This is a genomic window from Paenibacillus vandeheii, from assembly GCF_030433635.1.
Taxonomy (GTDB): Bacteria; Bacillota; Bacilli; order Paenibacillales; family Paenibacillaceae; genus Paenibacillus; species Paenibacillus vandeheii.
In genome coordinates this window covers 24,214-48,401 of the sequence record NZ_JAROCD010000011.1, presented here as the reverse complement: position 1 = coordinate 48,401, position 24,188 = coordinate 24,214, and the positions used below count along the sequence as shown (strand labels likewise).

19 protein-coding genes and 2 pseudogenes are annotated in these 24,188 nt (G+C 36.9%); 5 read left to right on the top strand and 16 right to left on the bottom strand.

The window, feature by feature from the left end:
- Positions 1-369 precede the first annotated feature (369 nt).
- On the top strand, positions 370-1,620 hold the full coding sequence (locus P5G61_RS21505; RefSeq protein ID WP_024630812.1) for an MFS transporter: 1,251 nt from the start codon (positions 370-372) through the stop codon (positions 1,618-1,620).
- Positions 1,621-2,067: 447 nt separating this feature from the next.
- Positions 2,068-2,274: an SDR family oxidoreductase gene (locus P5G61_RS31950; RefSeq protein WP_081717988.1), complete on the top strand. Its 207-nt coding sequence runs from the start codon at positions 2,068-2,070 to the stop codon at positions 2,272-2,274.
- Between the two features lie 328 nt (positions 2,275-2,602).
- Here the strand turns inward: P5G61_RS31950 and P5G61_RS21500 are convergent, their stop codons facing one another.
- The 4 genes from P5G61_RS21500 to P5G61_RS21485 are packed head-to-tail and all read right to left on the bottom strand — an operon-like array spanning position 2,603 to position 7,734.
- A complete protein-coding gene (locus tag P5G61_RS21500; RefSeq protein ID WP_024630811.1) occupies positions 2,603-4,084 on the bottom strand; it encodes a hypothetical protein in 1,482 nt (493 codons plus the stop codon).
- Entirely contained in the window at positions 4,081-5,067 is a 987-nt protein-coding gene (locus tag P5G61_RS21495) for an ATP-binding protein (RefSeq protein ID WP_024630810.1), read from the bottom strand. Before P5G61_RS21495 ends, P5G61_RS21500 begins: the two co-directional genes overlap by 4 nt.
- Positions 5,068-5,084: 17 nt before the next feature.
- The gene (locus P5G61_RS21490; protein ID WP_024630809.1) at positions 5,085-7,061 is read right to left on the bottom strand and encodes a hypothetical protein; all 1,977 of its coding nucleotides are present in this window, start codon (positions 7,059-7,061) and stop codon (positions 5,085-5,087) included.
- Positions 7,054-7,734, bottom strand: coding sequence for a TnsA endonuclease N-terminal domain-containing protein (locus tag P5G61_RS21485; protein ID WP_024630808.1), 681 nt, complete (start codon positions 7,732-7,734; stop codon positions 7,054-7,056). The genes P5G61_RS21490 and P5G61_RS21485 overlap by 8 nt, the downstream gene beginning before the upstream one ends.
- A gap of 127 nt (positions 7,735-7,861) precedes the next feature.
- Between P5G61_RS21485 and P5G61_RS21480 the strand changes: the two genes are divergently transcribed.
- Both P5G61_RS21480 and P5G61_RS21475 read left to right on the top strand, forming a co-directional pair.
- Positions 7,862-8,089 (top strand): helix-turn-helix domain-containing protein, encoded by a 228-nt coding sequence (locus P5G61_RS21480; protein ID WP_024630807.1) that lies wholly within the window; start codon positions 7,862-7,864, stop codon positions 8,087-8,089.
- Between the two features lie 91 nt (positions 8,090-8,180).
- Positions 8,181-9,215 (top strand): tyrosine-type recombinase/integrase, encoded by a 1,035-nt coding sequence (locus P5G61_RS21475; RefSeq protein ID WP_024630806.1) that lies wholly within the window; start codon positions 8,181-8,183, stop codon positions 9,213-9,215.
- A gap of 52 nt (positions 9,216-9,267) precedes the next feature.
- On the opposite strand, the gene P5G61_RS21470 is transcribed toward P5G61_RS21475, so the two are convergent.
- Positions 9,268-9,600, bottom strand: a complete 333-nt coding sequence (locus P5G61_RS21470; protein ID WP_024630805.1) for a hypothetical protein — start codon at positions 9,598-9,600, stop codon at positions 9,268-9,270.
- A gap of 129 nt (positions 9,601-9,729) precedes the next feature.
- Between P5G61_RS21470 and P5G61_RS21465 the strand changes: the two genes are divergently transcribed.
- Entirely contained in the window at positions 9,730-10,071 is a 342-nt protein-coding gene (locus P5G61_RS21465; protein WP_024630804.1) for a helix-turn-helix domain-containing protein, read from the top strand.
- Between the two features lie 49 nt (positions 10,072-10,120).
- Here the strand turns inward: P5G61_RS21465 and P5G61_RS21460 are convergent, their stop codons facing one another.
- The 11 genes and pseudogenes from P5G61_RS21460 to P5G61_RS21410 all read right to left on the bottom strand — a co-directional run bounded on the left by P5G61_RS21460 (position 10,121) and on the right by P5G61_RS21410 (position 23,920).
- Positions 10,121-10,960 carry a hypothetical protein gene (locus tag P5G61_RS21460; protein ID WP_024630803.1) on the bottom strand — a complete coding sequence of 280 codons (840 nt, stop codon included), beginning with the start codon at positions 10,958-10,960 and terminating at the stop codon, positions 10,121-10,123.
- A gap of 264 nt (positions 10,961-11,224) precedes the next feature.
- On the bottom strand, positions 11,225-12,370 hold the full coding sequence (locus P5G61_RS21455) for an FRG domain-containing protein (protein WP_024630802.1): 1,146 nt from the start codon (positions 12,368-12,370) through the stop codon (positions 11,225-11,227).
- Positions 12,371-12,450: 80 nt separating this feature from the next.
- Complete coding sequence (locus tag P5G61_RS21450; RefSeq protein ID WP_024630801.1) at positions 12,451-13,824, bottom strand: UvrD-helicase domain-containing protein; 1,374 nt, start codon at positions 13,822-13,824, stop codon at positions 12,451-12,453.
- Positions 13,821-15,575, bottom strand: coding sequence for an ATP-dependent nuclease (locus P5G61_RS21445; RefSeq protein WP_024630800.1), 1,755 nt, complete (start codon positions 15,573-15,575; stop codon positions 13,821-13,823). The genes P5G61_RS21450 and P5G61_RS21445 overlap by 4 nt, the downstream gene beginning before the upstream one ends.
- Before the next feature lie 150 nt (positions 15,576-15,725).
- Positions 15,726-16,781: a TOPRIM nucleotidyl transferase/hydrolase domain-containing protein gene (locus P5G61_RS21440; protein WP_024630799.1), complete on the bottom strand. Its 1,056-nt coding sequence runs from the start codon at positions 16,779-16,781 to the stop codon at positions 15,726-15,728.
- Between the two features lie 608 nt (positions 16,782-17,389).
- A pseudogene (locus P5G61_RS21435) lies at positions 17,390-17,521 on the bottom strand (IS3 family transposase); the annotation flags it as partial.
- 234 nt (positions 17,522-17,755) lie between these two features.
- Positions 17,756-18,577 (bottom strand): M56 family metallopeptidase, encoded by an 822-nt coding sequence (locus P5G61_RS21430; RefSeq protein ID WP_161634268.1) that lies wholly within the window; start codon positions 18,575-18,577, stop codon positions 17,756-17,758.
- Positions 18,578-18,617: 40 nt separating this feature from the next.
- Complete coding sequence (locus P5G61_RS21425) at positions 18,618-19,040, bottom strand: BlaI/MecI/CopY family transcriptional regulator (protein ID WP_024630797.1); 423 nt, start codon at positions 19,038-19,040, stop codon at positions 18,618-18,620.
- 287 nt (positions 19,041-19,327) lie between these two features.
- Positions 19,328-20,608, bottom strand: a complete 1,281-nt coding sequence (locus tag P5G61_RS21420) for a murein hydrolase activator EnvC family protein (protein WP_024634432.1) — start codon at positions 20,606-20,608, stop codon at positions 19,328-19,330.
- A gap of 620 nt (positions 20,609-21,228) precedes the next feature.
- Positions 21,229-23,439 (bottom strand): annotated as a pseudogene (locus tag P5G61_RS21415) (heavy metal translocating P-type ATPase); the annotation flags it as partial.
- Positions 23,440-23,566: 127 nt separating this feature from the next.
- Positions 23,567-23,920: an ArsR/SmtB family transcription factor gene (locus P5G61_RS21410; protein ID WP_029881674.1), complete on the bottom strand. Its 354-nt coding sequence runs from the start codon at positions 23,918-23,920 to the stop codon at positions 23,567-23,569.
- Positions 23,921-24,188: the final 268 nt, after the last annotated feature.

The window sequence follows — 24,188 nt, the reverse complement described above, 5'->3', positions numbered from 1 at the left end:
AAAAATTAGTTGAGATGTATGTGAAAAAATTGAAACAAAAAAATATGCTGCCTTTTGGAAAGACCTCTAGAACTAAAGACAGAATGCATGCTATATTTATTCAGTAAATACCTTTTGCCTTGCAAAGGAGAATCGATACGATATGACCCTCATTATTCGTTATGACAGAAACTAAGCTAATTTCATATGTGAACGCCGCGTCAATTTTTTAGGCCTGTAAAGGCTTATTTTCTCATGCGTCCGTTCAGACTCCGTCATAACGAAACCAATAGAACGCAAAACGGCAAGGTATCCTTCGGGATAGTCGTCCGAAGCTTTCATGTTCGTCATGAAAGCTTTTTTTGTTTGCGCAAAATGAGGAGAAGATCGATGATTTTAAGACTAAAATCGCCACTTTATTTGTTATTTATTTTACAAGGGGTTTCACTGCTGGGAAGCCGTCTTTCCGGCATTGCTGTCGGACTTTGGCTGGTGAAGGCGTATGGATCGGTTACGCCTCTACTGCTGATTCCCTTGTTTCAGGAACTGCCGGCTTTATTTCTTGGCGTATGGGCTGGGCTTGCCGTTGACCGTTTTGACCGAAAGAAGCTGATGATCTTCGCAGACGCCGGACAAGCGGCGGGAACTCTGGTGCTCCTGTTTGTCGTCGCGGACGGTAAACTGCCGCTCGCACAGCTGTACTCCATCGTTACGCTTCAAGGTATATTTGCAGCATTCCAAGGTCCTGCGATCTCCGCCTTTACCTACGAACTGGTATCCGAGGATGAACTGGATAAGGCCAACGGGTTGAAGGAGCTGATGTTTCCGTTGGCCGGTGTCCTTGCCCCTTTTCTGGCGGGTATGTTATATGCTCCGTTGGGAATCCGGGGTATTATCTTGATCGATTTAGCCGCTTTTGCGGCGGCCGCCGTGGGGACGTTTCTGCTGCCGGTCTCTACGACTGTCCACAAACAAGAAACGGAGGGAGCCGCAGATAAGCCGGGGTTCTGGAAACAAGGGCTTCAAGGATTCACCTGCATCTTCAGGCGAAAAGGGTTGTTGGCGTTCGTTTTCTTCATGGCATGGTGGAATCTGATGCTTAACGGTCCGTTAGAGCTGGCAATCCCGCATTTACTCGCCCGGACCGGAAGCGACCGGATAACCTCGCTGGTGCTGGCTGCTATGAACGCGGGAGCGCTGTGCGGAGCGCTGCTCGTTCTGAGCGGCTTGACCTTCCGCAAGCGACTTACCCCGATGTTTGCCGGTTCGCTTGTGACGGCCGTTATGTTTGTCGTATTCAGTTTGGCGGACCGTCAATGGGTTCTTGCTGTATCCATCTTTCTGCTTATGATTCCGCTGCCGATGATGGGCGCGCTGTTCAGCACACTCGTTCAAATCCATATACCCGCTCATTTGCATGGGAGAGTGTTCGCTGCAATAGGGCAAATCAACGCTTTGACCGCACCTTTGTCGTTTATCATTACAGGACCGTTGGTCGATCGCTGGCTGGAGCCTAGGCTGCAGCATCAATACGGAACGGGAGCGGGAACAGCGGTGGTGCTGACGGTGACCGGCTGCCTAATCTTGATAGGGGCTTTTGTTACCTTCTTTAGAAAAAGCGTCCGTTCGTTAGAAAAATAAACACTGGCCTGTTGCACGCAGTTATCAGCCTATGGTCTGACTATACAAATAAGTGTTACGACCGGGAATGCCGTAACCCTTATTGCTTCATTGTTTCCTCCGACATTTTGTAACGGTAGAAAACAAGGCATTACGGGGTAAAAATATTATCGGTACAAGTTCTTGTCCCGAGCCAAGGACAAGAACTTGTACCGATTACCGTATTGGACAAGAACATGTTCCTGTTGCCGATTAGGCGTGTATCTAATCGGCATCTTACCCTTCAATTCATTAAGTTAACGGGCAGGTTAATTCCAATTAAACCGTATTCAACTCCTCATTTTGGGAAAAATAAATTATCCCAACTATGAGGTGTTTGCATTTGATAAAGTTAATTATGACATTCGTTTTAACTCTTGGGTTAACTTCGCTAATCGAAACTCCACGTGTTAATGCGCACCTGCTTACATCAAAACAGAACTAGATCTAACTGATCAAGCAGATGGCGGTTATACGGATGAAAAAAATATTATCAATCGTGCACCAATGAAGAGATTTGGAACTAGTAATGAGGTCGCTAACGTGGTTTCGTTCTTAGCTTCAGATGAAGCTAGTTTTGTGACAGGAAGCTGTTTCAACGTTGATGGTGGCTGTACAGCATTTGGAGCATGGTGAATAGCTTTAAAACACTCTATAAAAAGAGTGTTTTTTGTTTCCGATTGAAGATCAGCCATCTGAAATCGCATATAAAAGGTGGGTCGTAATGAAAAATAATTTTGACTTTGACTAACTTTGACTTTTTAGCCTTATACATATGCACAAAAGCCGTCATTTGTACATATGTATAAACGCCTTTTTCTTAGGCACTTGGTAGGCAACTTTTTGTGTCTGAGGACAAAAACATTGTTCCTTAAAGGACAAGAACATTGTTCCATTGTTGTTATTCTGCCCTTTCTTACAACAAAAAAACCGTTATATCATCATATCACAAGATTTAACGGTTTTAAAAATTTAATTTTTTCACATATGCTTCAATTGATTTTTGGAGTATCTTTTTATCCTCATCAGGTGTGTTGCCTCTGAGCATTAGCGCAACTGCTGGTGGTGTATAAGAACTCATTTCTTTAATGTTGAGTCGAATATTTTCATTTTGATATATGCATTCGTATTTGTTAAACAGTGTCGTCTCAGTATTTTCACCATGATGGTACTCGACGTAAGTTCCTAGCTCATCAGTTCTACATTTGAGAGCAATATTCGGAAACGCTCGGTCTCTCATTTTAATGACTTCTTTCCAAGGAGGAACACTGATCTCTTCACATCCCTTCCCTGCTATATCAAACCATGCATCGAAGAAATTTTCACTAAACTGAGTGACTAATTTTTCAAGAACCCACAATATAATTCTTCTATCAATACTATTGTGCATCTTTATTTGATAATTTATAAGTTGTGTTGTAAAGTGCTCTAGATGCTCTTCAATTAATAAAGGAGCTTTAGTAGAAATCAATTCATTATTGAAAGGATTAAATCCATAAAAACGCTCTTCCATCAATAATGATTTTCTCCAAAAAACATAAGTATATGCATAGGGGCAAATTGTTGGGAAATCAGACATGTCATCCTTTTTTCTTAGATCTATTAATTGAGTGATGCAGTCCTGATGGTTCCCAAGGAATTCTTGTAATAAACTTTCTTCTACTATTTGAAAGGCATTTGAGCAAATTTTTTGCTGTTCTTTTCGAAACAAGTTTGAATAAAGATAATCTTGTTGAATAGGTTCTATTGGATCAAAATACTTAATTTCTTCAGGCTCATTTTGAAGTAACAATGTTAAATTACAATGTTGTTCATGAACAATCCATTTCGTTTGCTGCTCGTTTACTGAATTCATGTTAAATTCAAGCCAGCTAAGTATAGACTGATTTAATTGAGGGGACTCCTTCCAATCGTTCCAATTTGAAAAACCAAGAGTAGCAAGTATATGTCCACACTTACATTGAAAAGCACTTTCCAGCTGTTTGTTAGACAATAAGAAAGGTATTGTCTGCATACATTTTGGACAGGTATCAATAAGTTTATTTTCATGAAATGCACATGTATCGAAGAGCTTAAACTGATGTAACCAAGAATGGAACCCCCCCTCCATGCACTGCGGACACCACTGCAAATCATCGTGAAACCAAGGATCCCAAACGCCATAAAAATCGTAAAAAGGTGCAAGCAACTGCATAATGATGTTATCACTATGTTCTTTTAGTTTGTAATCCAGTGTTTGATGAAGTTTCTCAAGATCAAATCCGTTTAATCGCAAAAGATCACGATGAGTATCACCAATGTGCTGTTTGATTTTTTTGACTTTTTTGCTGCCAAAAACATATAAAATCTCGTTTCGATTTATTAGGTTAACTAAAGCTAATTTTTCAAATACTGACCAAGGTGATTCGTACTCATGTATCCAATCTTTCCTCCAGACAATATTCATTCCTTAACTTCCTTATGAGCCAGTGTCATATAGATCTCAGATTCAATATAACCAGTTAATTTAATGGCCTCCAACCACTGCTGTGAAGTAATCCATTCAAGTTTCTCCCCATGAGTTCCGTATATTTTCAAAGCATTTTCCACGGCATAGGTAAAGTACTCCATTGGAATTTCAAGCTTTGATGTTACACCATGCTGCTTACGAAGGTCAGTGAAATGACGATAAATAATATTAGTGTCTTTCTCTAAACGCTGTCCTTTTTCATAACCTTCCGGAAAAAAGTATTGCGTAAAGCTACAATTGCTGTTTTCGGGGTACTCCGAAATTTCAGCTGAATCGTAGCAGCGAAGTACACTTTTAATGTCTCCTTGTGATGTAATACCAAAAAAACGGTGCTCATGTGTCATAAAACGACCGATAATTTGTGATTTCCTTTGCCCAAGGAAAAAAGTCCTTCTAGTCAATAATTCTTCTTGGCCAACACAAATCACTGACATACTGATCCTTGAACGATCTAGTTGATTATAGATGTCTATTAACCATTGATAATGAGCTTCGGTTAAATTTTGGCCCTCATCCATAATTACGATGACTCTTCTTGTACCCGAAGTTTCTGCTTTCTCTTTTAGCAAGTTCACAATTTGGTTTCTCATTTCACCAGGTTTTCTACGTGCAACAAACGGGAAATTAAAATCATACAGTAGGTCAGAGTAAAACTTCTCCTCACTAGGGACCCTGTATGAGTTACTGTTGGCTATAAAAATGGGGATTGGTGATTGAAGATAATTTGGTAAATTCTCTAATGCAAACTTCAGTGCGGTTGTTTTTCCTAAACGTGGGCGCCCATATACAATCATCCCAGGTAATCGGTTCGTTACAATTTTTTTTATGTTTTCCATTAATCGAACCACTTCTTTAGTCGGGAGTTTATAGAAGCCCACTTCAATAGGGTGTGTCCCAATAGGTACAATTTGTTTATCCATGTAGATCTTCTCCTTTATTAGTACATCTTGGTTTTGAATTGTTTGGCCAGTCGATCGTAATCTTCCATTTCACTGAGCTGTTCTTTATACATTTGCTCTTGACGTACTTTATCCAACCTTTCATGTTGGAAACTAGCTTCTTCCAAAGCCTTTTTTTGTTCACTGGGTGCGTTGTCAGGCTTATACGTACTCTCCTCCATGATCTTGATCTGTTTATTAACCATTTTTTTAGATTTTTTTTGATTCATAATATAGTTAGTATAAACAAAGATCGGATCATCCCAAGTGGTTAGATGTATCAATTTCTTCCTTACTAAGGAATTGATAGCTTTTCTTGTTTGCAGAGAGTGTGGAGTTAAAGACCATCGTCCGCTTGCTGTCAAATATCCAAGTTCGCTTCCATCGGGTAGAAATGCTTTCAGTGTCCGAAGATCATCAACGTTCACATGAAGTGTAATCTCGGTATTTATCAAGTAAGCTAAATTCGCAAGTCTGTCACTTCGATAAGGAACTCCTTCGTATTCTATATACGGCTTCTTACCTGATTTTAATGATCCACGTATTGTTCGTTTTTGTATCGTTTGCATAAAGAGTATCTCCGATCTTTTATCTTCCTCTAAAATTCGTGGCATTAGCCCCGAGGTGTTCATTCTTTTCTCAAGGAGTTCTAATGGAGTTTGATGGTAGATTCCACCGTGAGGTGTCCCATTATAATTTGAGATTAATACATCAATGAGTTGTTTTAAATGATCATAAGTGATATTCAATTGAATGGCTTGTTGTTCCGGATTTTTTCTTCTCGGATCCTTTGGTCCACTTCCTGTAGTGTTAGGTAAACGGTGAAACCCGTTTTCCTCTAAAGTCTGAAAAAAACGTTCGATAATTCCTCTTCTCATGGGAAGAGCTACCGGTCCAAAATTCATGAAGCAACCGATTAAGTTCTCCAGGCGATTTTTCACCATTCGAGCATAATGGGCTTTAGCATTGTCCAAGCAAATAACATCCCATACAGCCCAGGCTATTTCCGGAAACTTCTCTGATGGGAAGCCTCCTTCTGGATGGTAGGACAATCCTGGAATCGTAAGTTCTAATCGTTTATGTGGCATTACAGCATTACGTGCGCATTGCATAAAATCACTTGCACTATATTCATGATTTAAACTAATGTGGTATCCCAAAATATTTCTGGTCGCTACATCAATAATCGTCAGAACCCAGAAACGTTCTAATACCTCAGTCATAATATCCCCATCAGGAGTAGGTATTTCGACCACAAAGTAACCATCAATTCTGTGGGCGTCGAATTGGACTTTCTGAAAGGGGAACAAGTTGGAAAGTTGATTTTGTTGTCCTTCACCAACGTGTCTCGCTTTTTGTAATGCATCGTCCCCATGTCGTTCGGCAGATCTAGAAAAATATTCATAAGAAATCCGTTTTACATACCGCTGTACTGCTTTATATCCCATCCATTCTGTATTCAAGGGGTATTCTGCTTGTGTAATTCCTTTCTTACGGCATTCATCAACGAAACGTTTATGAATGTACTTTACTTTCATGACTGGTTCTATAGAGCGTCCCTTTCTTCCACGAAAAAGGTCTTCTAAAAGCTCTCGAATATCAGGATATTTGTCTAGGAAACGATTGAACTCTCCTGTCCTTCGCAAGTTGTTCTGCTTCTTAGTGAATAAATCCAATTGATATTCTTTTACATTCTTTTGAGGAATCAATGCTCTAAATCCCCAAACAATACCTGTTTGATCATATTGCATACAACGTTTAGTGAATCTCCTAACGTTTTGACGCACTATTCCGGTTTCCTGTTTGATTTCTTCTAAGCTGACTCTTTGAAAATACATTGTCACAGCTTTTTTACGGTTAATGTATATAAAACGTTCTGATTCATCTAAAGTGCTTTCATCAACTGTAGGCCAATATTCTAAATTCGTTTGTTCCATTGCTAAGCCGCTTTGTTCATACACTCGTTCTCTACTCATTCCTATAAACCTCCAAACTCTTTCCAAAGATTTGATCTTCAATGTTCGCACAAACCTGCCCTTCATAATACAACCATTTAAGTGCTAGGTTGACCTGATCTTCTGGATACTGAGGTAATTCACAAAAAACATTTGAAATTGTTTTCTTGTGCAAAGAAACGCTATGTAGTACTTCTAAAGTACATACTGGCTTTCTACTGTTTAGTACTGCGGTCGTAATTGCGATCCTATTTTCAATGGAGTGTCTCCCCTTTCTGATTGTTTTTTCTGTACGAACTTCATAAGCTATATTGTTCTTTCTACACCACTCTCGTTGAGCCTCAATCTGACGTTTAGTTCGATCATACCTCGGCTCTGTTGAAGTTAATTCCTTTTCATATTTCACTTCGACAAACGTTTCAGAATGATCTCGATATAGAATCCACATATCAAAGATCGATTTACGCAGCCTCCCATTTAGGAGATATGATATCTCTAAAGGCTGCTCACAGTATCCAATTACTTCAGGATTTGTTTCCACAGTAAGCCAATGCTCGAATTCTAAATCACTATAGAGATCAAGAGTTCGTTTTCCTATCTTATTTCCCCGTGGAATCCAATAATTATTTCCATATTTTGTTCCTCTCGGGATCTTAATTGGCTGATATTTTATGAATCCGCCTCTGTCCATCATGATCATCCCTTCCTACTTGTTCTAATGTATGAACAAAAAATTAAATTCTTATACACATCTATGTATAAATGTTGTCTCTCTATGAACATACTAAATAGTAATAGAATGATAGATGGAGGAGTCTAAGATGTCTGAAAAAGAATTCTATAAATGGCTTGGAGGATGTTTACGTGATCTTCGAAAGCTGAAGAATCAAACACAAGAGGAGCTATGTCAGGAATTTCATCTTGCCCGATCTTCAATTGCTAATATTGAAAGAGGTGGGCGTGTAATTAGTGCTTATAATCTATATTTACTTCTAGAAGCGTTGAATTTGCCTCTTGAAACATTGTTTAAAAATACAATTTCAAAATGATAACCCGACCTAAGAAATTACCTCGTGAATGTATAAAACATAAGCACAGTGGGAACACAACCTGAAAAAGGACCAAAGGGTGCGTGATAATATGAAAGTACAAGAACGTAAAGATTTAGAACTAGTCTTAATCCGATTGAATGAGATGCCTCAACCCGTACAAATTTTCATAAAAAATAAGTTAGACAATAACCTTTCTCCCTCTTCTGCTTTAGAGTACGTAAGAGATTTTGGTATATTCTTTAACTGGATATCGCCAAAACTATGGCCACATGTTGAAATAAGTAAGCTGACTTTAGCTTTGTTTAATGATATAAATGCAGATCATGTAAAACAATATATGAATCACTTAACGTATTCCAAGAAATTACAACATTCCTCTATGTGCCGGAAAATTCTATCGTTACGATCCATGTTTGGGTCCCTACATCAAGAATTTGATAACGACGGCAACCCTATTTTAAGACGTAATGTTTTTGCTAGTTTTACCATGAAAAGACCTAAAAACACTAGTGAAGTCGCACATCAATTGCAGGACAAAATTCTACGTGTCAACGAAATCCCTGCATTCGTTAAGTTTGTTCAACAAGACGTGTCAAAACTAAATAATCCTCAAGCACAATGGTTTCATAACCAAAATCGAAACCGGGATGTTAGCATCATCACCTTGTTATTGGAATCTGGAATCTTAGTAAGTGATATTGTCAATCTGGATCTCAATGATATTTGCATCCAAGATGGCTACGTTATGGTGACCAGGCAACAGTCACAAGTAAGAAAGAAACATCGAATCATGTTTGGAGAAAGTGCCAAAACTTTTTTGTATGAGTACTTGAAAGTTAGAATTGGCACTTATGCCCCTAATCCTGATGAGGCGGCCTTATTTTTAGCAAAACCTAACGGAGAATCACATGGTCAACGAATTTCAAAGCGTACTATTCAGGCAATGGTTAAAAAATACGCTTCTAAATTTGGAACTTCAGAGGTTACTGTTCGCCAGCTTACTCATTCTTTTGGTTTTCAGTATGCAGAAACAAATAATATCCGCAATTTGAAACAGCAGCTAGCCCAACGAAATATTGAATCTCTTGAGAAGTACTTTATTTTGTCGAGCTTACATGAATAAATAATAGATCTATTGGGCCTTGTTCGCTTTAAGCAAGGCTTTTTTTCTATATTTAGTTTATCTGTTTTCTAATGCTTTTCTTAAGCTGCTTTAGTTGATTCAATCGATCGTGGTACTCATTCACATCCTTTACGTTTCTCTTTTCTAAGCTTACCCATGTAGCGACACTGACCTCTTGAAACTTTATAGAAATGATCAGAATTGCTTCTTGATAGTCTTTGATATGAACAATTGGAATCTTCCACTCTCCTTGATCTCTAGCTGCGTCAAACCACTTCTTTTTGATCACTTCTCGATTGGTATACATTCTTCCGTTAAACAAAATTCCATTTGCCGTTACCGTAGCAATTTCAATACCTGCTTTGAGTTTGAGTTTTTCATTCATCCTCTCCACCTCCCCTATTATTTATGTCCATTTGAAATGATATATAAACTTATCATTTTTTAAAAATAATCTATATACATTAATGTATCGAGGGTTTCGCATTGTTTAGACTAAATTAGAGGTGTAGCAATGAACGAACCTGTATTAAGATTAGTGGGACAACGTGTCCGGGAATTACGGAAAAAACAAGGATATTCGCAGGAAGAATTAGGAGAAATGGCGGGCTTCCACTTCTCCTATATTGGGGGCGTTGAGCGTGCCGAGAAAAACATAACCTTGTTAAACCTTCAAAAGATTGCAGATGCGCTCCAAGTTAGTGTCCACGAACTTTTTCATTACAGTAAGTATGTTAAAGTTGGAAACAATGACAAGGAAAAGCTATTAAACGAGATCAATGAGAAGCTCTGGCCAATGAAGTCTTCTGATCTCAAAAAGGTTAACCTGCTCTTATCTGAAATTTTTGATAACTAAACTAAAAAGCCGATGTCTTTAGACGTCGGCTTTTTATTACATATTCAATTTAAACTTCCCATCCCTTTTGGCTACGTAGATTCACCCAAGAATACCGGTTAGATTGTTGAATCATTCCCTCCATCATATTACGTTCACTTGTTAATGTCAGGAGAATATACTTTGTCCTTACATCCACTACCTTTAAGTGTTTCTGAACCTCAGTCATCGAATAGTAGCCTTTGGCTGCTAATAACTTTACTTGTTCCATATCAATCTTTCCACATCGCTGTAGTAGTTCTGTTCCTCCCCATTGAAATGCAGCGTTAGTATCGACGCATGGATCAGGTATAACTACACTTAGCTTTCCTTCAGACAGGGATATCGTGATTTGTTTGGTCTTAAGCATCTCCGTTAGAGCAGAAACACGTAAAGCATTCCATTGATCAAACAACCTAGAGTAGATCCATTTTTGTTGTTTCCAATTAGCTAATAACCCGTCTATGCCATAGTTCACCAAGTCATTTCTGTAGCTGATGTGTCCCCCATCACGTTCCTCTTGATTGATCCTCTTTGGAGTGAATTTTAAGTATGGCTTGCTGGCTAAACAGTTCTCCTGAAGTGAGTGTTGTTCCAGCTCATTTAAACTATTCCATTTAATTCGAACAGTCTTAGGGAGCACACCATGACTATCTAGTAGCTCATATAACTGATCATTATTCAAATCGTAATGTTTAGTTGCAATGAATTTGCCGACCACATTCCGCTCAGCCCACTCAAGCCGCTGTAATCCAAGAGAAGCCTGATATTCACTGATTAGTTGTCTTAGAATATTTACTTTAGCTCCAGAGAAAAACATCTCCTCGTAGTGGGGTGATTGAACAAAATGACTTATTTTATCTATGCTCACTATGTGTTTACTCCTTTTTTAAGATAGTGAATGGTATTGACGGTTCAAATTAAATTTATTCATCATCTGAGTAAAGAAAAAACAAAGAAGCTGCCTAACGGCAGCTTTCTAGGGATCTAAGCTTTACGTTTCTTTTTTTTGGAGGAATGTGCTAGACCCCACTACTTAGATCTGTTAGATGCTCTTAGTCTCTAAATAATAAGTCAAAAATGATCTTCTTAACATTATTAAAAAGTTCACTTCGTTAAATTGTGACTTTTCTTTTTAAGAATTCAAAGTATACTGTTGATTAAATTTAATCGATTTAGCAATGTTATCAAAATCTCCATAAATACTTTCGATATTTATTCCTAATAAGTTGAGTTCATTTAAAATTGCCTGATGATTCTGAATCTTAATAATAAAATCCGGTTGTATAGATTGAAAACGTAGCATTCTATGTTTATTATGTTCATCCGTTTTTGACAAATATAATTGGTAAATGAACATTCCCTTTTGATTAATAATTCTATCAAAAAGATCTGGAGGTTGATAAGTGAAGTAAACATTAAGATCCAGTTTAAGGGGCTTATCAATGTTTCTATATTGGAGCTGAAGCAAATTTATTAATAAAGCAAAAAAGACTCTTATACCCAGTTCCTCATTAGAATAATACTCTGCATTATTTAAGTGATATACTTCCCCATGAGTAATATTTTCGTCATAAATCTCATTAGCGAGAAAGTAATAAAGTTCGATAACGTCGTTTTTCCCTTTAAAATCAGTAAGTTTTTTCAGATTGTCATAATCATCCTCTAAGAATTCTTCATCCAGATCTACACTCTCAGTCAGCTCTTCGCCATCGATATCTATATTGTTTAATTCATAGCATTCGATCAGTTTGTTAATATAATTTGGCAAATCATGAGCTTGATTTGCGAACATTTTTCGTAAATTGGAAAACAACTTTAATTGAGCATCTTTAGTTTGAATTAACAATTCAAAAAAATTCTCATTCTGCAGAAGTAATGGAGTAATATCAATCAACTTTTTCTTATTAATAAGGTAGATTTCTGCTTCATTACTAGTAAGTTGGTCTTTTCCGTAACAAGCAAAGAATAGAGCGACCAAAGGAGATGTAGTGAAGTCAACCAAATTTGTAGGTAAGCCGTGATGTTGGCAAAATGCTAAAAAATATTGTTTCTCTTCTTCTGATATTTTTCTAACTACTTTACTATAGAATTGCTTTTTCATTTCCTCAATATCATAATATTTACTTGCCTCTGCGCTACCTGAATATGATCTAAAACCACTAGCTTGAATTCCGTTGTAAGCTTCGTTTTGTCCTCTGAAAATATAATTGTGAAAATCATTAGTTCTTATCAAATCCAAATATATAGAAATATTGGGTATTATGTATTCTTTAATCAAGTTAACACTTCCTCTGTATGATTTTTTGATCGTACAATTATTACTCTATTTTTCCCTTTCATGTTATTTAAATAATCTTCCTAGGGCGCTAATGGAACTGAGATGTATTTACTTATTTTTTTACTAGAAAGAAAGGCCTCCCAGTTTTGGATTGTATATTTCAGGTGTACCTCTAGGGTGATAAATAGCACAAGTTCTCTCTTTGATCTTGTGAGCGCTACATATAGATAATTCATCATTTTATTCTGATCTTTTTTTATACCAAGCAAATACTCTGCAATTTCTGTAGTAACAATGAATAAACACTTTTCTCCTTCTAGTCCTTTTATAGAGTCAATTGAGTTTACCAAAATACCTGGTGAATGGGATTTTTCATTAGCAATCTTCAATGAATCATGTATCTTGGCTTTGTCTTGTGAGTTCAATTTCAAATTTAAAACTTTCTCTATGAGTAATAATATTTCGTTATTGTTGGAATCTTTTAGTCTAGAGAAAATATCTTTTAGCAATTCATACTGAATTAATTTTCTTTCTTTCTCATTATCAGTTGTTCTAGAAATTAGTTTCTCGAGTTCAAAAATCAAATTATGATTGCTAGCTTTATCTTTTTCATGAGTGTTAAATCGATTGTTTTTTTGATATATATAAATCCTATCCCAATTTTGGTTATTAAAGAAATCTTCGCTTGATTCAATCTCTTTTTCGAGCACAAATTTTATTTCCCCTTCTATCTTAGATAGTGGAATTTGCTTTTGTTCAAAAGGAATGTAATGATTCGAGAAATTAACATGTGATAGTGGACTTCTATGATTAGTAGGTTCATAGACAACCGCCTCTTGATGTTGTATGACCAAATTTGAGAAAAAATTACGACCACGTAAATCTTGCTTCGGATCTCCAATTAAGAATATATATAACCCTTTATTATCTAAAAGTTTGACTATCTGAGTCATATGTTCATCCATGTCTTGAGCCTCATCAATATAAACACAATCTAAATATCTTGAAATGGTATTGATGATTTTTTCGCGTTTCTCTTTAATTAACCTATTGTCACCAGTCTTCTTGCACAGAATCCATTTAGCAGTTTCCGTCACTTTCTCTACGTGGATATAATTATTTTGTTTTAGTTCCTTTAATTTCCCAGCAGAGAATGCTCTATTTGTAGGTAAATTTATATATGAAACACTATTAAAATGTCCTTCGAATAGTAAATGATGAAATGGGTAAATGACTTCATGGAGAAGGAAAGCATGGATGGTTTCAATTCGTAATTGTTTCGGGATGATCCCTTTATTCTCAATAATCAATTCTCGAATTTTATTCTTTGCAGAATTAGTGTAAGTAATTACGTAGAGTATCTTTCCATCCTCAACTTTTTCCAACCGGTTCAGAATATGACTAGCCATAGAGGTTGTTTTCCCAGCCCCAGCTCCAGCAACTATTATATTCATTTTTTCTCTCCACTTTTTAAGAATTCAAGAACATTAGCTATGTGCTTAGGTAGCACTATATTGGTAAGCTCATTTTTACCAAAATCCCTACAAAACCTCAACATAGTAGAAGCTTTTGCCGATCTCCAACGTTCTGATAACTCCTCAGGGCTTGTGCACTTCTCCCACCCGTGATTTTGAGTAAAATACTCATTCATTTTCTTAAAATTAGTGCTCGTCTTTACGAACTCTGGTTCTAGAGTATATTCAGTTGTTGTCGTTACATATATGTTTGAATACTCATTATATCTTTCATGATTTATTTGTGCATTTGGTTGGTCATCATAATCCCTAATAATTCCTATTCTACTGGTAGTATACTGGTTTATTTTAAGCCAAATGTCCAACATCTTAGTGAAGCCTTTATGCAAGGCTATAACCTCTATATCGTACAAGGAATTAGCATTAGAACTCAGGTATGCCTTTATAAGCATCTCTTCAGTGGGCCCCTCTACTAAAATGCAATTTCTAGAGAAAAGAAACTTTAGAAAATCTAAGTTAGGCTTTTTGGCTAAATAGTTCAATTCTTGTGAGGTAATTGTGTCCTTTAAAGAAAATGCAGATCCATTTGCTAAAACAACAACGTTTTGTAATTCGAGTTTATTAACAAATTCTGTGCTATGTGTTGAGAGGAACAACTGTAAGTTACTACTCGAATTCAAAATCGAATTAAAAAAACTGGCAAGGAGATGCTCATTACTGACACATAAATGTGCCTCAGGCTCCTCAATTGTTAATATATTTAAAGCACTGTCGGTATGTACTTTTAAAGAATTTATCATCACAAGCAAATAAATTAAGTTACGGTAACCTAATCCTTGAGTGTTCAAATATTCTTCGCCAAAACCGAGTCTTAGATTGTTCAATAATGAACCCATGCTTGGCATATTCGGGAGCAATGTAATTTCTTTGAAAAAGTCTTTTGCGTTCTCTAAGGCAGAATCTTCTTGCCAATTAAAAACTCCCTCTAATTTACTGATGTGCTTGAGATCTGAGAAAAAGTCCTCATAAGATTTTTCTACAGCTACCTTCTGCTCATCACTAAGCTTGTTTTGTAATAAATTCACTAAAGCTCTAGAACCTAACTGGTTATTCTTAATTGAAAAATCGTCTCTCTCCGCAGCGAGGGAGTTATATTTGAAATTAATAAGATCACTAAAGGATACTGGATCTTCTGTGAGAGGTACTTGTATCGTATATTTGTAAAACTCAATGGGTAGGAGGTTCATTTTAATATTATCAATGGATGAGTTCGTCATCAGAATATTAGTAACTAGTTCTAATAGTTTTTGGTGGTCTTGTACAGCATATTTATATTGAATACTGTATTGTGGCACTTCTTCATCCATAGCAGTAATCCATTTATGTATGTAATATTCGTCTGATCCATCAGGAGAAAATGATACATCTACTGTAACTATAGGCACAATCTTAATAAACTCTTCTATGTTTATTTCTTGGTTCGTTATTCGTTCTTTGTTTGTCTTTAAAAAGTTAAAATACATTTCCTTAGCTGAATTATTTATGTCATGCCATCCTAATTTTTTACTTAAATTTCCTACCTCGTCGTTTAAAAATGGAAGTGTGATGGCTTTTAGTAAATTACTTTTTCCACTATTATTTTCACCGATTAGAATCGTAATTCTATTTAAACTGATATCAATACATTTTAAGTTACGGAAATTAAGAACTTTGACTTTTGATAGTTTCATTATGTATTACTCCTTTAAAATAAAATTAGCGAGATACATGCAGTGAGAACATCTTTGCATCAGCCTTCAATTATCGTTTCTTAATTACCTGAATAAATTATAAAGGTTCTATAACAGCAGTATTTCCTAGTTCTCACCTAGTAAGATCTCTCATTTCCCGAGGATTGCATCGTGGAATAAAGCAAACTGCTCATCTCTCTTCAGCAATTCTTCAATTTCTAAATTACTCGCTGCTTGACGACATTGCTCAAGGCGATGCTCTAATCTCCATTTTTTCATCAGACTAACGTCGAGGTCAAGCCATACTTCAATAGAAGGATTAGGGATAGCAGCAATCCACTCGTTAAATTCGAGGCCTTTCTGCAACATTTCTTTTGTCCTAACAGGATCATCATCACCATCGGTCACTATTAAGACCTTAGATTCTGAATAAAAAGTATTCCACAAAGCATTCGCTACACGGGGAATTGTGATCTTGCCCCTTGCAACAGTAATTTTAATTGACCGATTTGAACCCGCTTTACCTAGAATCCTTTCAGACAGTAGGGCAATTATTTCACGGTCAGTATCACCTTCGCATACAATTAATAAATCAGCTGTAGTTGCATCAATTGCTTGCGTAGTCACTACCCCACCTGAGACATGGTCATAATGAAGAAGATCGATCTCTACGAGTTTTTTCTTTTCAGCGGTCACGATCTCACCTTCAGAAGGGAAATAAATAGCTCCTTCCTCAGCAGCCATACGAAGCTTACGTTTGAGAACATTTGTAAATCCAAGACTACGAGCTATAGCAACATCTAAGTCTCTTTGGTCGAGTAAAATAATATTTAGCGTCTTACCTAAAACTAGTGCATCAACGGCGTCTTCTGCATATCCTGACATTGAAATAAATATTCCAATTGTACCTGCCAACTTACCTTCGACCTTGCCTTTGAACTGGTAGAGGGTTGAAGCTGGTAGTGGCTCTGCATGCCACTTGGCTTCCAGTAGATATATACGTCCGTCAAGATAAATAGAGCCATCAATTTGCTCACCCAAAGGTCTGTATCCTGTGCGCGGTTCAAGTTGTTCAAAATTAAAAAGCTTATACAGTAATCGCTCGAATGCAAATCCTCTGCGCCTTTTATCAACTCCTGTTGCGTTGGAAGCTAGGCCAATAAGTTCTTCGTATTCTTCTCTTATGGAAATCAACTCTGTCTCCATTTTATCCCCCTCAAGTCGTAGTCTAACAAATTTCTCTACAAATCTATTTTATCATGATTCAGCAAAAGGAATATTGAACTTCAAGTTCACCTTGAAAATTCACGCCAACAGGAGCATTCTATGTTGAAGAGTAATTTGAAGATTAAAATAATATTTTGTTATGTAGTGTTCACGGTTGTAGAGATAGAGACTATGTCGATATATTAGCAAGAAATTCAAATAAACTACGCCTAACTTGAGTTATGTGCAGTAAATTGCGCAATCAGCGCAACAACAATCCTAAAAATAATTGAAAATAATGGGATCAAAAGTTCTTGTCCTTATCGGTAATCGGTACAAGTTCTTACCCTTGGCTCGGGACACGAACTTGTACCGATAACATAAAAAAGCCGCTAAAATAGCGACTCCATTAGGAATATCTTCTAGTTTAGGTTTCATCTTACATATTGGACATAGTACGAAATATCATTAATTAAAAGATTATGAAACCTTCTGATCGAAGCAAGCAGTGATCCTAAGATATCTATATCGAAACCTGTGTTGAGTGCAACTTGCCATAGTTTATAATGCTTGCCTATGGGTTGCTCCAGACGATGAACTTCTTCTTACCCCATCCACGTTTTCAGATATGATATTCCGTATATTCAGCTTTTTCATAACTTCTTTCAAGGGTACCTCGCCAATCTCATTTCTATGGCTTTCATCTTTAGTTCGACGGGATAACTCACTCCAGTTTCCAGGGAAACACCAACTTGAATTTACACATTTTTCTATAAGGAAAAAAATCGTTTATTTACTTTGAGGAATGACGGCGCACCATAGTTTTTTTCGCTATGCACAACGGTTACTTCGCGATAGGGACCACCATCTGCCGATGTAGCCATACGTTTAACTCTCGGGAGGTCACCCACACGATTCTTTTTAATAACGAGAACTTCAAGTCATGAGGTTACAAGCTTTCACTTAGATATATATTAGGCACAGTCGATTATCAGAATTATTCCCATAACGATCGGTGTGATCATAGAGACGAGAATCGTATGTGTCTCTAAAATAGGGACAGTTAGCTTGGCATTAGGATAAATAATCTGTTGCAGTCGATAATTTATAGCTACATGAGCTAAATGAACACCTTTAAGCATCGGTTCCCTTTTATGTTCCTTAATCAGACTCAATAAAACGTTTCCTATCTGTCTTGTACTTTTCATTTTATTTATTACAAATTGATCTGCTTTTAATTCCATTTCAACTTCATAGTAGCTAGCTAATTTTTTTATTACCGGCAAAAAAATATAACATTCAGATAATATTTTTAAAATAACCGTGTAAAAGGGATGACGTTTTGTACAATGATAATATTCATGGTAAATAATTGCCCTAATTTCCTCATCATTAAATTGATCTAATAGACTCGTTGAAAGGATAATGTCTGATTTAAAGAATCCAGCTGACATTGCTATTTTGTTTGGATGTGATACCACTTTTATTTTTATTTTTAGGGAGTTGTATTTTTCTGAATACCCATTAGATAACTCTAACTTCTCCATCTGGAAAAGGAGTTTCTTCATATTCATATAACGTAAATATTGATTAAATACTTGATACCCAAAGGTTATAACTGAAAAGGCAATAAAAGCATTGATAATCATTTCGGTAGTTACATGATTCACAAACATATCCGTAATAGTAGCCTGAAGCAATAAAATTATATTATCGTTACTTGGTACATCTTGAAGCTGATGATATATAACATAGCCCATCTGAAAAATAACCAAACTGCATATAACTATCGCCACGAACAAAGCCCGCTTTGGGTCAATTAGTATCTTCGAATAACTATTCATTTTTTAATTCCTTCAATTTGTTTTCTAGTTGTTGAATCAGCTCAGGGTCGGCTTTGTCCAAACTTTCAATTAAATTACGAACCATATATGAACCAAAGTCAGCAATCAGTCCATCAGTGACTGCTTGGGTTTGCGCCTGAATAAATTCTTCTTTAGTTGTAGGTGCTGAGAAAAAAGTTAATCTCGTTCTTCCCCGGCCACTTGATTCTTTTATTAAATAATCTTTATCAGTCAGTCTTGTCATTACCGTCATGACTGCGTTCAATGAGATGGGGGATTCTGCATTTATTAACTCATGGACTTGTTTAATTGTCATCTTGCTATTGTTCCACAAAATCTCCATAATTTTGGCTTCTAAAGAACCAAAAAATTTATTGATACCTTCTTCATCTAGATGGAATCTCTTTACTCGCATATTTTAGCTACCTCTTCCAGAAAAGTTTCGTTCTTATTTACTATTTCTGTTTCCAACTACAAACTATAGTTTAAACTAATTAAAGTTCAATGCCAATTTAACTAAGCAATCACAATCAAATCTTCAGATTAATATGACCCAATCTATGTTAAAAAGTGCGTTGCAAGAGGTTCAACCTCTTGCAACGCACTTTTTAACTATCCTACTATCCGAAATATTCCTACCTGTAATCCTTGTTATCATTAGTACGAATAATAATCATTGCAAAGACCTTTTGAACTAATGCTCTATAAATAGCTTAATGGGTTCTGTGGAGTTCCATTCACACGGACTTCAAAGTGCAGATGTGGACCTGTTGAATTCCCTGTTGAACCTACTTCTGCGATTTTTTTACCTCGGGATACTGATTCACCTTCTTTTACTTGAATACCGTTCTCCCTAATGTGAGGATATAGAGTCCATAAACCATCCCCATGATCGACGATAACTGTATTGCCATATCCGCCATACCATTCTGCCATAATGACAACCCCATCTTCTGCAGCATATATACTCGTACCCTGAGGAGCAGCAAAATCAGTCCCATTATGCATTTTTCCTAACTCACCTGTTATGGGGTGGACACGTGGTCCAAAGTTTGATGAAATGGTTGCACCTTGAATTGGCATCCCTAACACTCCGCTTCCATTGGAAGAACTGCTGGAGCTTGATTTAGTGCTAGAGCTAGAAACCTTCTGTAGTTTTTCTCTTCTTTCAGCCTCTTCTGCAGCTGCTTTAGCTTTTGCAGCTCTTGCAGCCTGCTCTTCTTTCAGCGTATTTTTTTCTTGAACCAGTGCCGACCGCTTTAACGCAATTTCAACTAGCATTTGATCTTGCCTATCACTGAGCTCACTTTGTGTTTCAATCTCTTTCTCGTATCCAAGAATAAGCTTCTGCTTCTCTTGCTCCTTACTAGCGAGCTCTGTCTTGTGGGCTTTCTTCTCTACATATAGCCGCTTATGTTCCGCATACTGCCTATCAAGCTGTTGCTTCTTCTCTACAACAAGCTGCTTATCTTTCTTATGCTCAACTAATAGATTCTGGTCTTGGTCCACAATCATTTTCAGAGAATCCATACGCTGAAGGAAGTCAATAAAACTAGTAGATGATAACAGCACATCCAAATAGGAAATTGTACCATCGGTGTACATCAAACGCACTCGGGATGCTAGTACGTCCTCACGAGCATCAATTCTTTCTTCTGCAGCTTCCAACTCTTTTTTTGTAAAGCGTAAATTTTCTTCCGTTGTTTCAATATTGTAAGAGACAGTTGCAAGCTCGTTACTTACATTTTCTATTTGCTTCATGATGCTCTTCAAATATGTCTCTTGCTTTTGCTTATAGTAAACGGCTTCCTTCTTCTTCTTTTCAGCTTTTTCCTGTTCCGATATTGCCGAATTAGACTGTTGTTTGAGCTTTTCCAACTCATTATCAATATCACTAATGCCTGATGCTGCATGACTATAAGCAGGACTAAGAATTGTGATTGTAATCAAACTTATTGCAAGTGCAGTTGCTGTCTTTTTCAACTTAATTCCCATCCTTGTACATATTTTAGATTTGAATTATTTCTTTCATTGAGTTTAATGGCCTTATGATTGATAGAACGCTGCTTGTCCTACATCGCCACAAAGTTACTAAAAACTCTAAAATTATCAATAATTGCATTCGAGACATGGCGAAATTATTAAAATTTTGTTACCCTACATAATGTAGTTTATTTATCACTACCTTGTCAACTTTTGCGACGACATATAAACAGAAATTATTATCTTATCTGACAGCAGAGAAGATCAATTAAAAGAGCGTTAACTTATTTAGAATTCTCTATGTAAGTGTAGGTTCACAGTCGATCTAATTGTTAGTAACATAATGCAAATCGCTTGCTAAAGTCCTGTACACAAAGTAAACAACCTTAGTCTAGTCAATCACCATGATCTAAGGATGATTTGATTGTAAACAAAACATGAACCTTTTAAAGATTAGTGTTTGTGATATGACAAAAGAAAAGAGCAACTAAGCTGCTAAAATAAACACTTTAACGGCGTGATCTTCCCAAAGAATTCTCCCATAAAAAAACACCTTAAGAAAAGACAAGTTGTAACCCTCGCCTGTTTACTTAAGGTGTTCTGTCGAAGCCTAATTATGCTTATGAACTTTTCAGTATTCGTACTGCATTTAATACAGCCAACAAAGTGACACCAACGTCTGAGAATACCGCTTCCCACATCGTTGCAATACCAAATGCACCAAGGAGCAAGAAAACCACCTTCACTCCGAGAGCAAAAATAATGTTCTGCCACACTATTCTTCTTGTCCTTTTTGCTATCCTAATAGCCGTTGTAATCTTTGACGGCTCATCAGTCATAATGACTATATCTGCTGCCTCAATAGCAGCATCAGATCCAAGTCCGCCCATAGCAATTCCTACATCTGCCCTCGCCAATACCGGCGTATCATTAATTCCATCACCAACAAACGCGATTTTCTCTTTTGACGCTTTTTCTTGATCTAATTTTTCAATTTCTTCTACTTTGTTTTGTGGGAGCAACTCTGCATGCACTTGGTCTACTCCAAGCTGGCGTCCAACCGCTTCTCCCACTATTTTTGAATCACCAGTGAGCATGACTGTTTTTTTAATTCCAAGCTTTTTCAATGATTGAATGGCTTCTAAGGAATCTTCTTTCACCTCATCAGAAATGACGATATACCCTGCATATTCATTATCAATGCTCAAGTGCACTATTGTACCTAAGTCAGCTGGTTGATCATAACGAATTTGTTCCTTAACCATTAGTTTTGCATTACCAGCAAGTACTTCTTTTCCATCGACCTTAACCTTAATACCATGTCCTGAAATCTCATTATACTCCACTAACTCGTTCTCATTTATACTTTCACCATAAGCAGCTCTAATGGATTCGGCGATGGGATGAGTTGAGTGAGCTTCTGCATAAGCTGCATATTTCAAGAGTTGCTCTTTAGAAATATGCCCTCCAGTTTGAATGCTTGTAACCGTAAATGCTCCCTTAGTTAGGGTTCCCGTCTTATCAAAGACGACATATTTCACATCATTTAGGGCTTCCAAGTAGTTACTCCCTTTAACCAACACTCCATTCTTTGATGCTGCACCGATTCCTCCAAAGAAGCCAAGTGGAATGGAGACCACCAATGCGCAAGGGCAAGAGATAACTAAAAATATAAGTGCACGGTAAATCCATTCTGAGAAAGTAGCTCCACTTACAATGAGAGGAGGTACCACAGCAAGCAGTACAGCAATGATCACTACTACTGGTGTATAATAGCGAGCAAACTTTGTGATGAAGTTCTCTGTTGGTGCTTTCTTGCTGCTGGCATTCTGAACCAAATCTAATATTTTGGATACAGTTGATTCAGCAAACTCCTTCGCTACTTCTATCGTTAACACACCATTTTTGTTTATAAAGCCACTGAGCACATCATGACCTGGCTCCACTTCTCTTGGAACAGATTCTCCAGTTAGAGCAGAAGTATCCATAGCAGATACACCTTCAATGACTTTGCCATCTAACGGAACCCTTTCACCAGGCTTTACTAAAATGATGTCTCCGATCTTCACTTCTTCAGGAGATACACGTTCTATTTCGTCACCTATTTTTAAGTTTGCGTAGTCTGGACGGATATCCAGGAGTGAACTGATCGATTTTCGAGAACGATTTACAGCAATGCTTTGGAACATCTCTCCTACTTGATAAAACAACATGACGGCTACACCTTCGGGATATTCTTGTATCGCAAAAGCTCCCACCGTTGCAATGGCCATCAAAAAGTTTTCATCAAAAACTTGACCCCTGACAAGATTTTTGATTGCTCTGAATACAATGTCGCCACCAATTATGATATAAGCTAATGCGAACAGTGAGAACTCTATATAGCCAGAAAAAGAAGAGAACCACGCACCAGCAGCAATAAGAGTACCAATAATTAACCGGGTTAACATACGTTTGGTGTTCTCATTTCCATGGTCGTGGGCATGATCGTGAGCATCTTCATGACTATGATGTTCTTCTGTACCTTTGGAGCCACTTCTTGATGAAGATTCACCTTTTTCAATTACACGTATATGAGGCTCTAATGTCTTCACCTTTTCTTTGGCTTTTGATACAATACTTTCTGCTCTTCCCTCATCAGTCTCTAAAGTTAAAGTTTTAGTTACGAAATTTACAGAACAAGTACTAACTCCATCAATTTTCTTAACGCCGTTCTCAATCTTCATAGCACAGTTCGCGCAGTCTAAACCATCTAATATTAAGTCTTTTCTGACCTTCTGTTGCTGTGCTTCCATATAACGCTCACTCCTCTCCAGAGATAAATTCAATTTCGATATATGAACAAATGCTCATACGTTTGTATATAAACTCATTATACGCAAATGAAAATTTAATTGTCAATAAATCGTATGAGATCAAAATAAAAAAGCACCTGCCATAAGCAGATACCTTTAATGTTTAATTTTCATGCATAGTATGCTGAAGAGTTTGTGTGAATATTTGTTCAATATGAGTATCATCTAATGAATAAAAAACAGTCTTTCCCTCTTTTCGGCGCTTAACGATTCTCATATTTCTTAAATAACGCAGCTGGTGAGAAATCGCGGACTGTCCCATTTCAAGAAGAACAGTAAGATCATGAACACATAGTTCTCTCTGTAATAAAGCATGTATTATTTTAACTCGAGTAGGATCACTAAATGCCTTAAACCAGTCTGCCACTTGAACTGCCACATGTTCTTCAATCATTTGAGTCTTAGCTTGTTTATAATCATCCTGAGAGCCAAGACATGTAGTATCACAATCTTCGATAAGGGTGGCTTTCTGGTCATCTTATAAATCACCTTCCTATTCACCATTACTACTTATTTTATAGTAAAGGTCAAAAAAACGAAAGGATTACGATTAAGATATGTTACATAGATGAATATAGTTAACTCTGCTCAATTCATCTGAGTAACATATTGACCCCATCCAACCATTGTATTCTCAAAAGGTCTGCCATGGTAAACCAACGAAATAAAGCCCCTCGGCTACAGATACCCCCTCCGAGTGCTCAATCTCCCCTTCTTTAAACGCC

Coding starts and splice junctions, on each gene's coding strand:
- P5G61_RS21485 (WP_024630808.1), bottom strand. CDS start 7,734: ATGATGGACAGAGGCGGATTCATAAAATATCAGCCAATTAAGATCCCG.
- P5G61_RS21450 (WP_024630801.1), bottom strand. CDS start 13,824: ATGAATATAATAGTTGCTGGAGCTGGGGCTGGGAAAACAACCTCTATG.
- P5G61_RS21475 (WP_024630806.1), top strand. CDS start 8,181: ATGAAAGTACAAGAACGTAAAGATTTAGAACTAGTCTTAATCCGATTG.
- P5G61_RS21425 (WP_024630797.1), bottom strand. CDS start 19,040: ATGCGAGTAAAGAGATTCCATCTAGATGAAGAAGGTATCAATAAATTT.
- P5G61_RS21445 (WP_024630800.1), bottom strand. CDS start 15,575: ATGAAACTATCAAAAGTCAAAGTTCTTAATTTCCGTAACTTAAAATGT.
- P5G61_RS21470 (WP_024630805.1), bottom strand. CDS start 9,600: ATGAATGAAAAACTCAAACTCAAAGCAGGTATTGAAATTGCTACGGTA.
- P5G61_RS21505 (WP_024630812.1), top strand. CDS start 370: ATGATTTTAAGACTAAAATCGCCACTTTATTTGTTATTTATTTTACAA.
- P5G61_RS21480 (WP_024630807.1), top strand. CDS start 7,862: ATGTCTGAAAAAGAATTCTATAAATGGCTTGGAGGATGTTTACGTGAT.
- P5G61_RS21465 (WP_024630804.1), top strand. CDS start 9,730: ATGAACGAACCTGTATTAAGATTAGTGGGACAACGTGTCCGGGAATTA.
- P5G61_RS21500 (WP_024630811.1), bottom strand. CDS start 4,084: ATGAATATTGTCTGGAGGAAAGATTGGATACATGAGTACGAATCACCT.
- P5G61_RS21440 (WP_024630799.1), bottom strand. CDS start 16,781: ATGGAGACAGAGTTGATTTCCATAAGAGAAGAATACGAAGAACTTATT.
- P5G61_RS21495 (WP_024630810.1), bottom strand. CDS start 5,067: ATGGATAAACAAATTGTACCTATTGGGACACACCCTATTGAAGTGGGC.
- P5G61_RS21490 (WP_024630809.1), bottom strand. CDS start 7,061: ATGAGTAGAGAACGAGTGTATGAACAAAGCGGCTTAGCAATGGAACAA.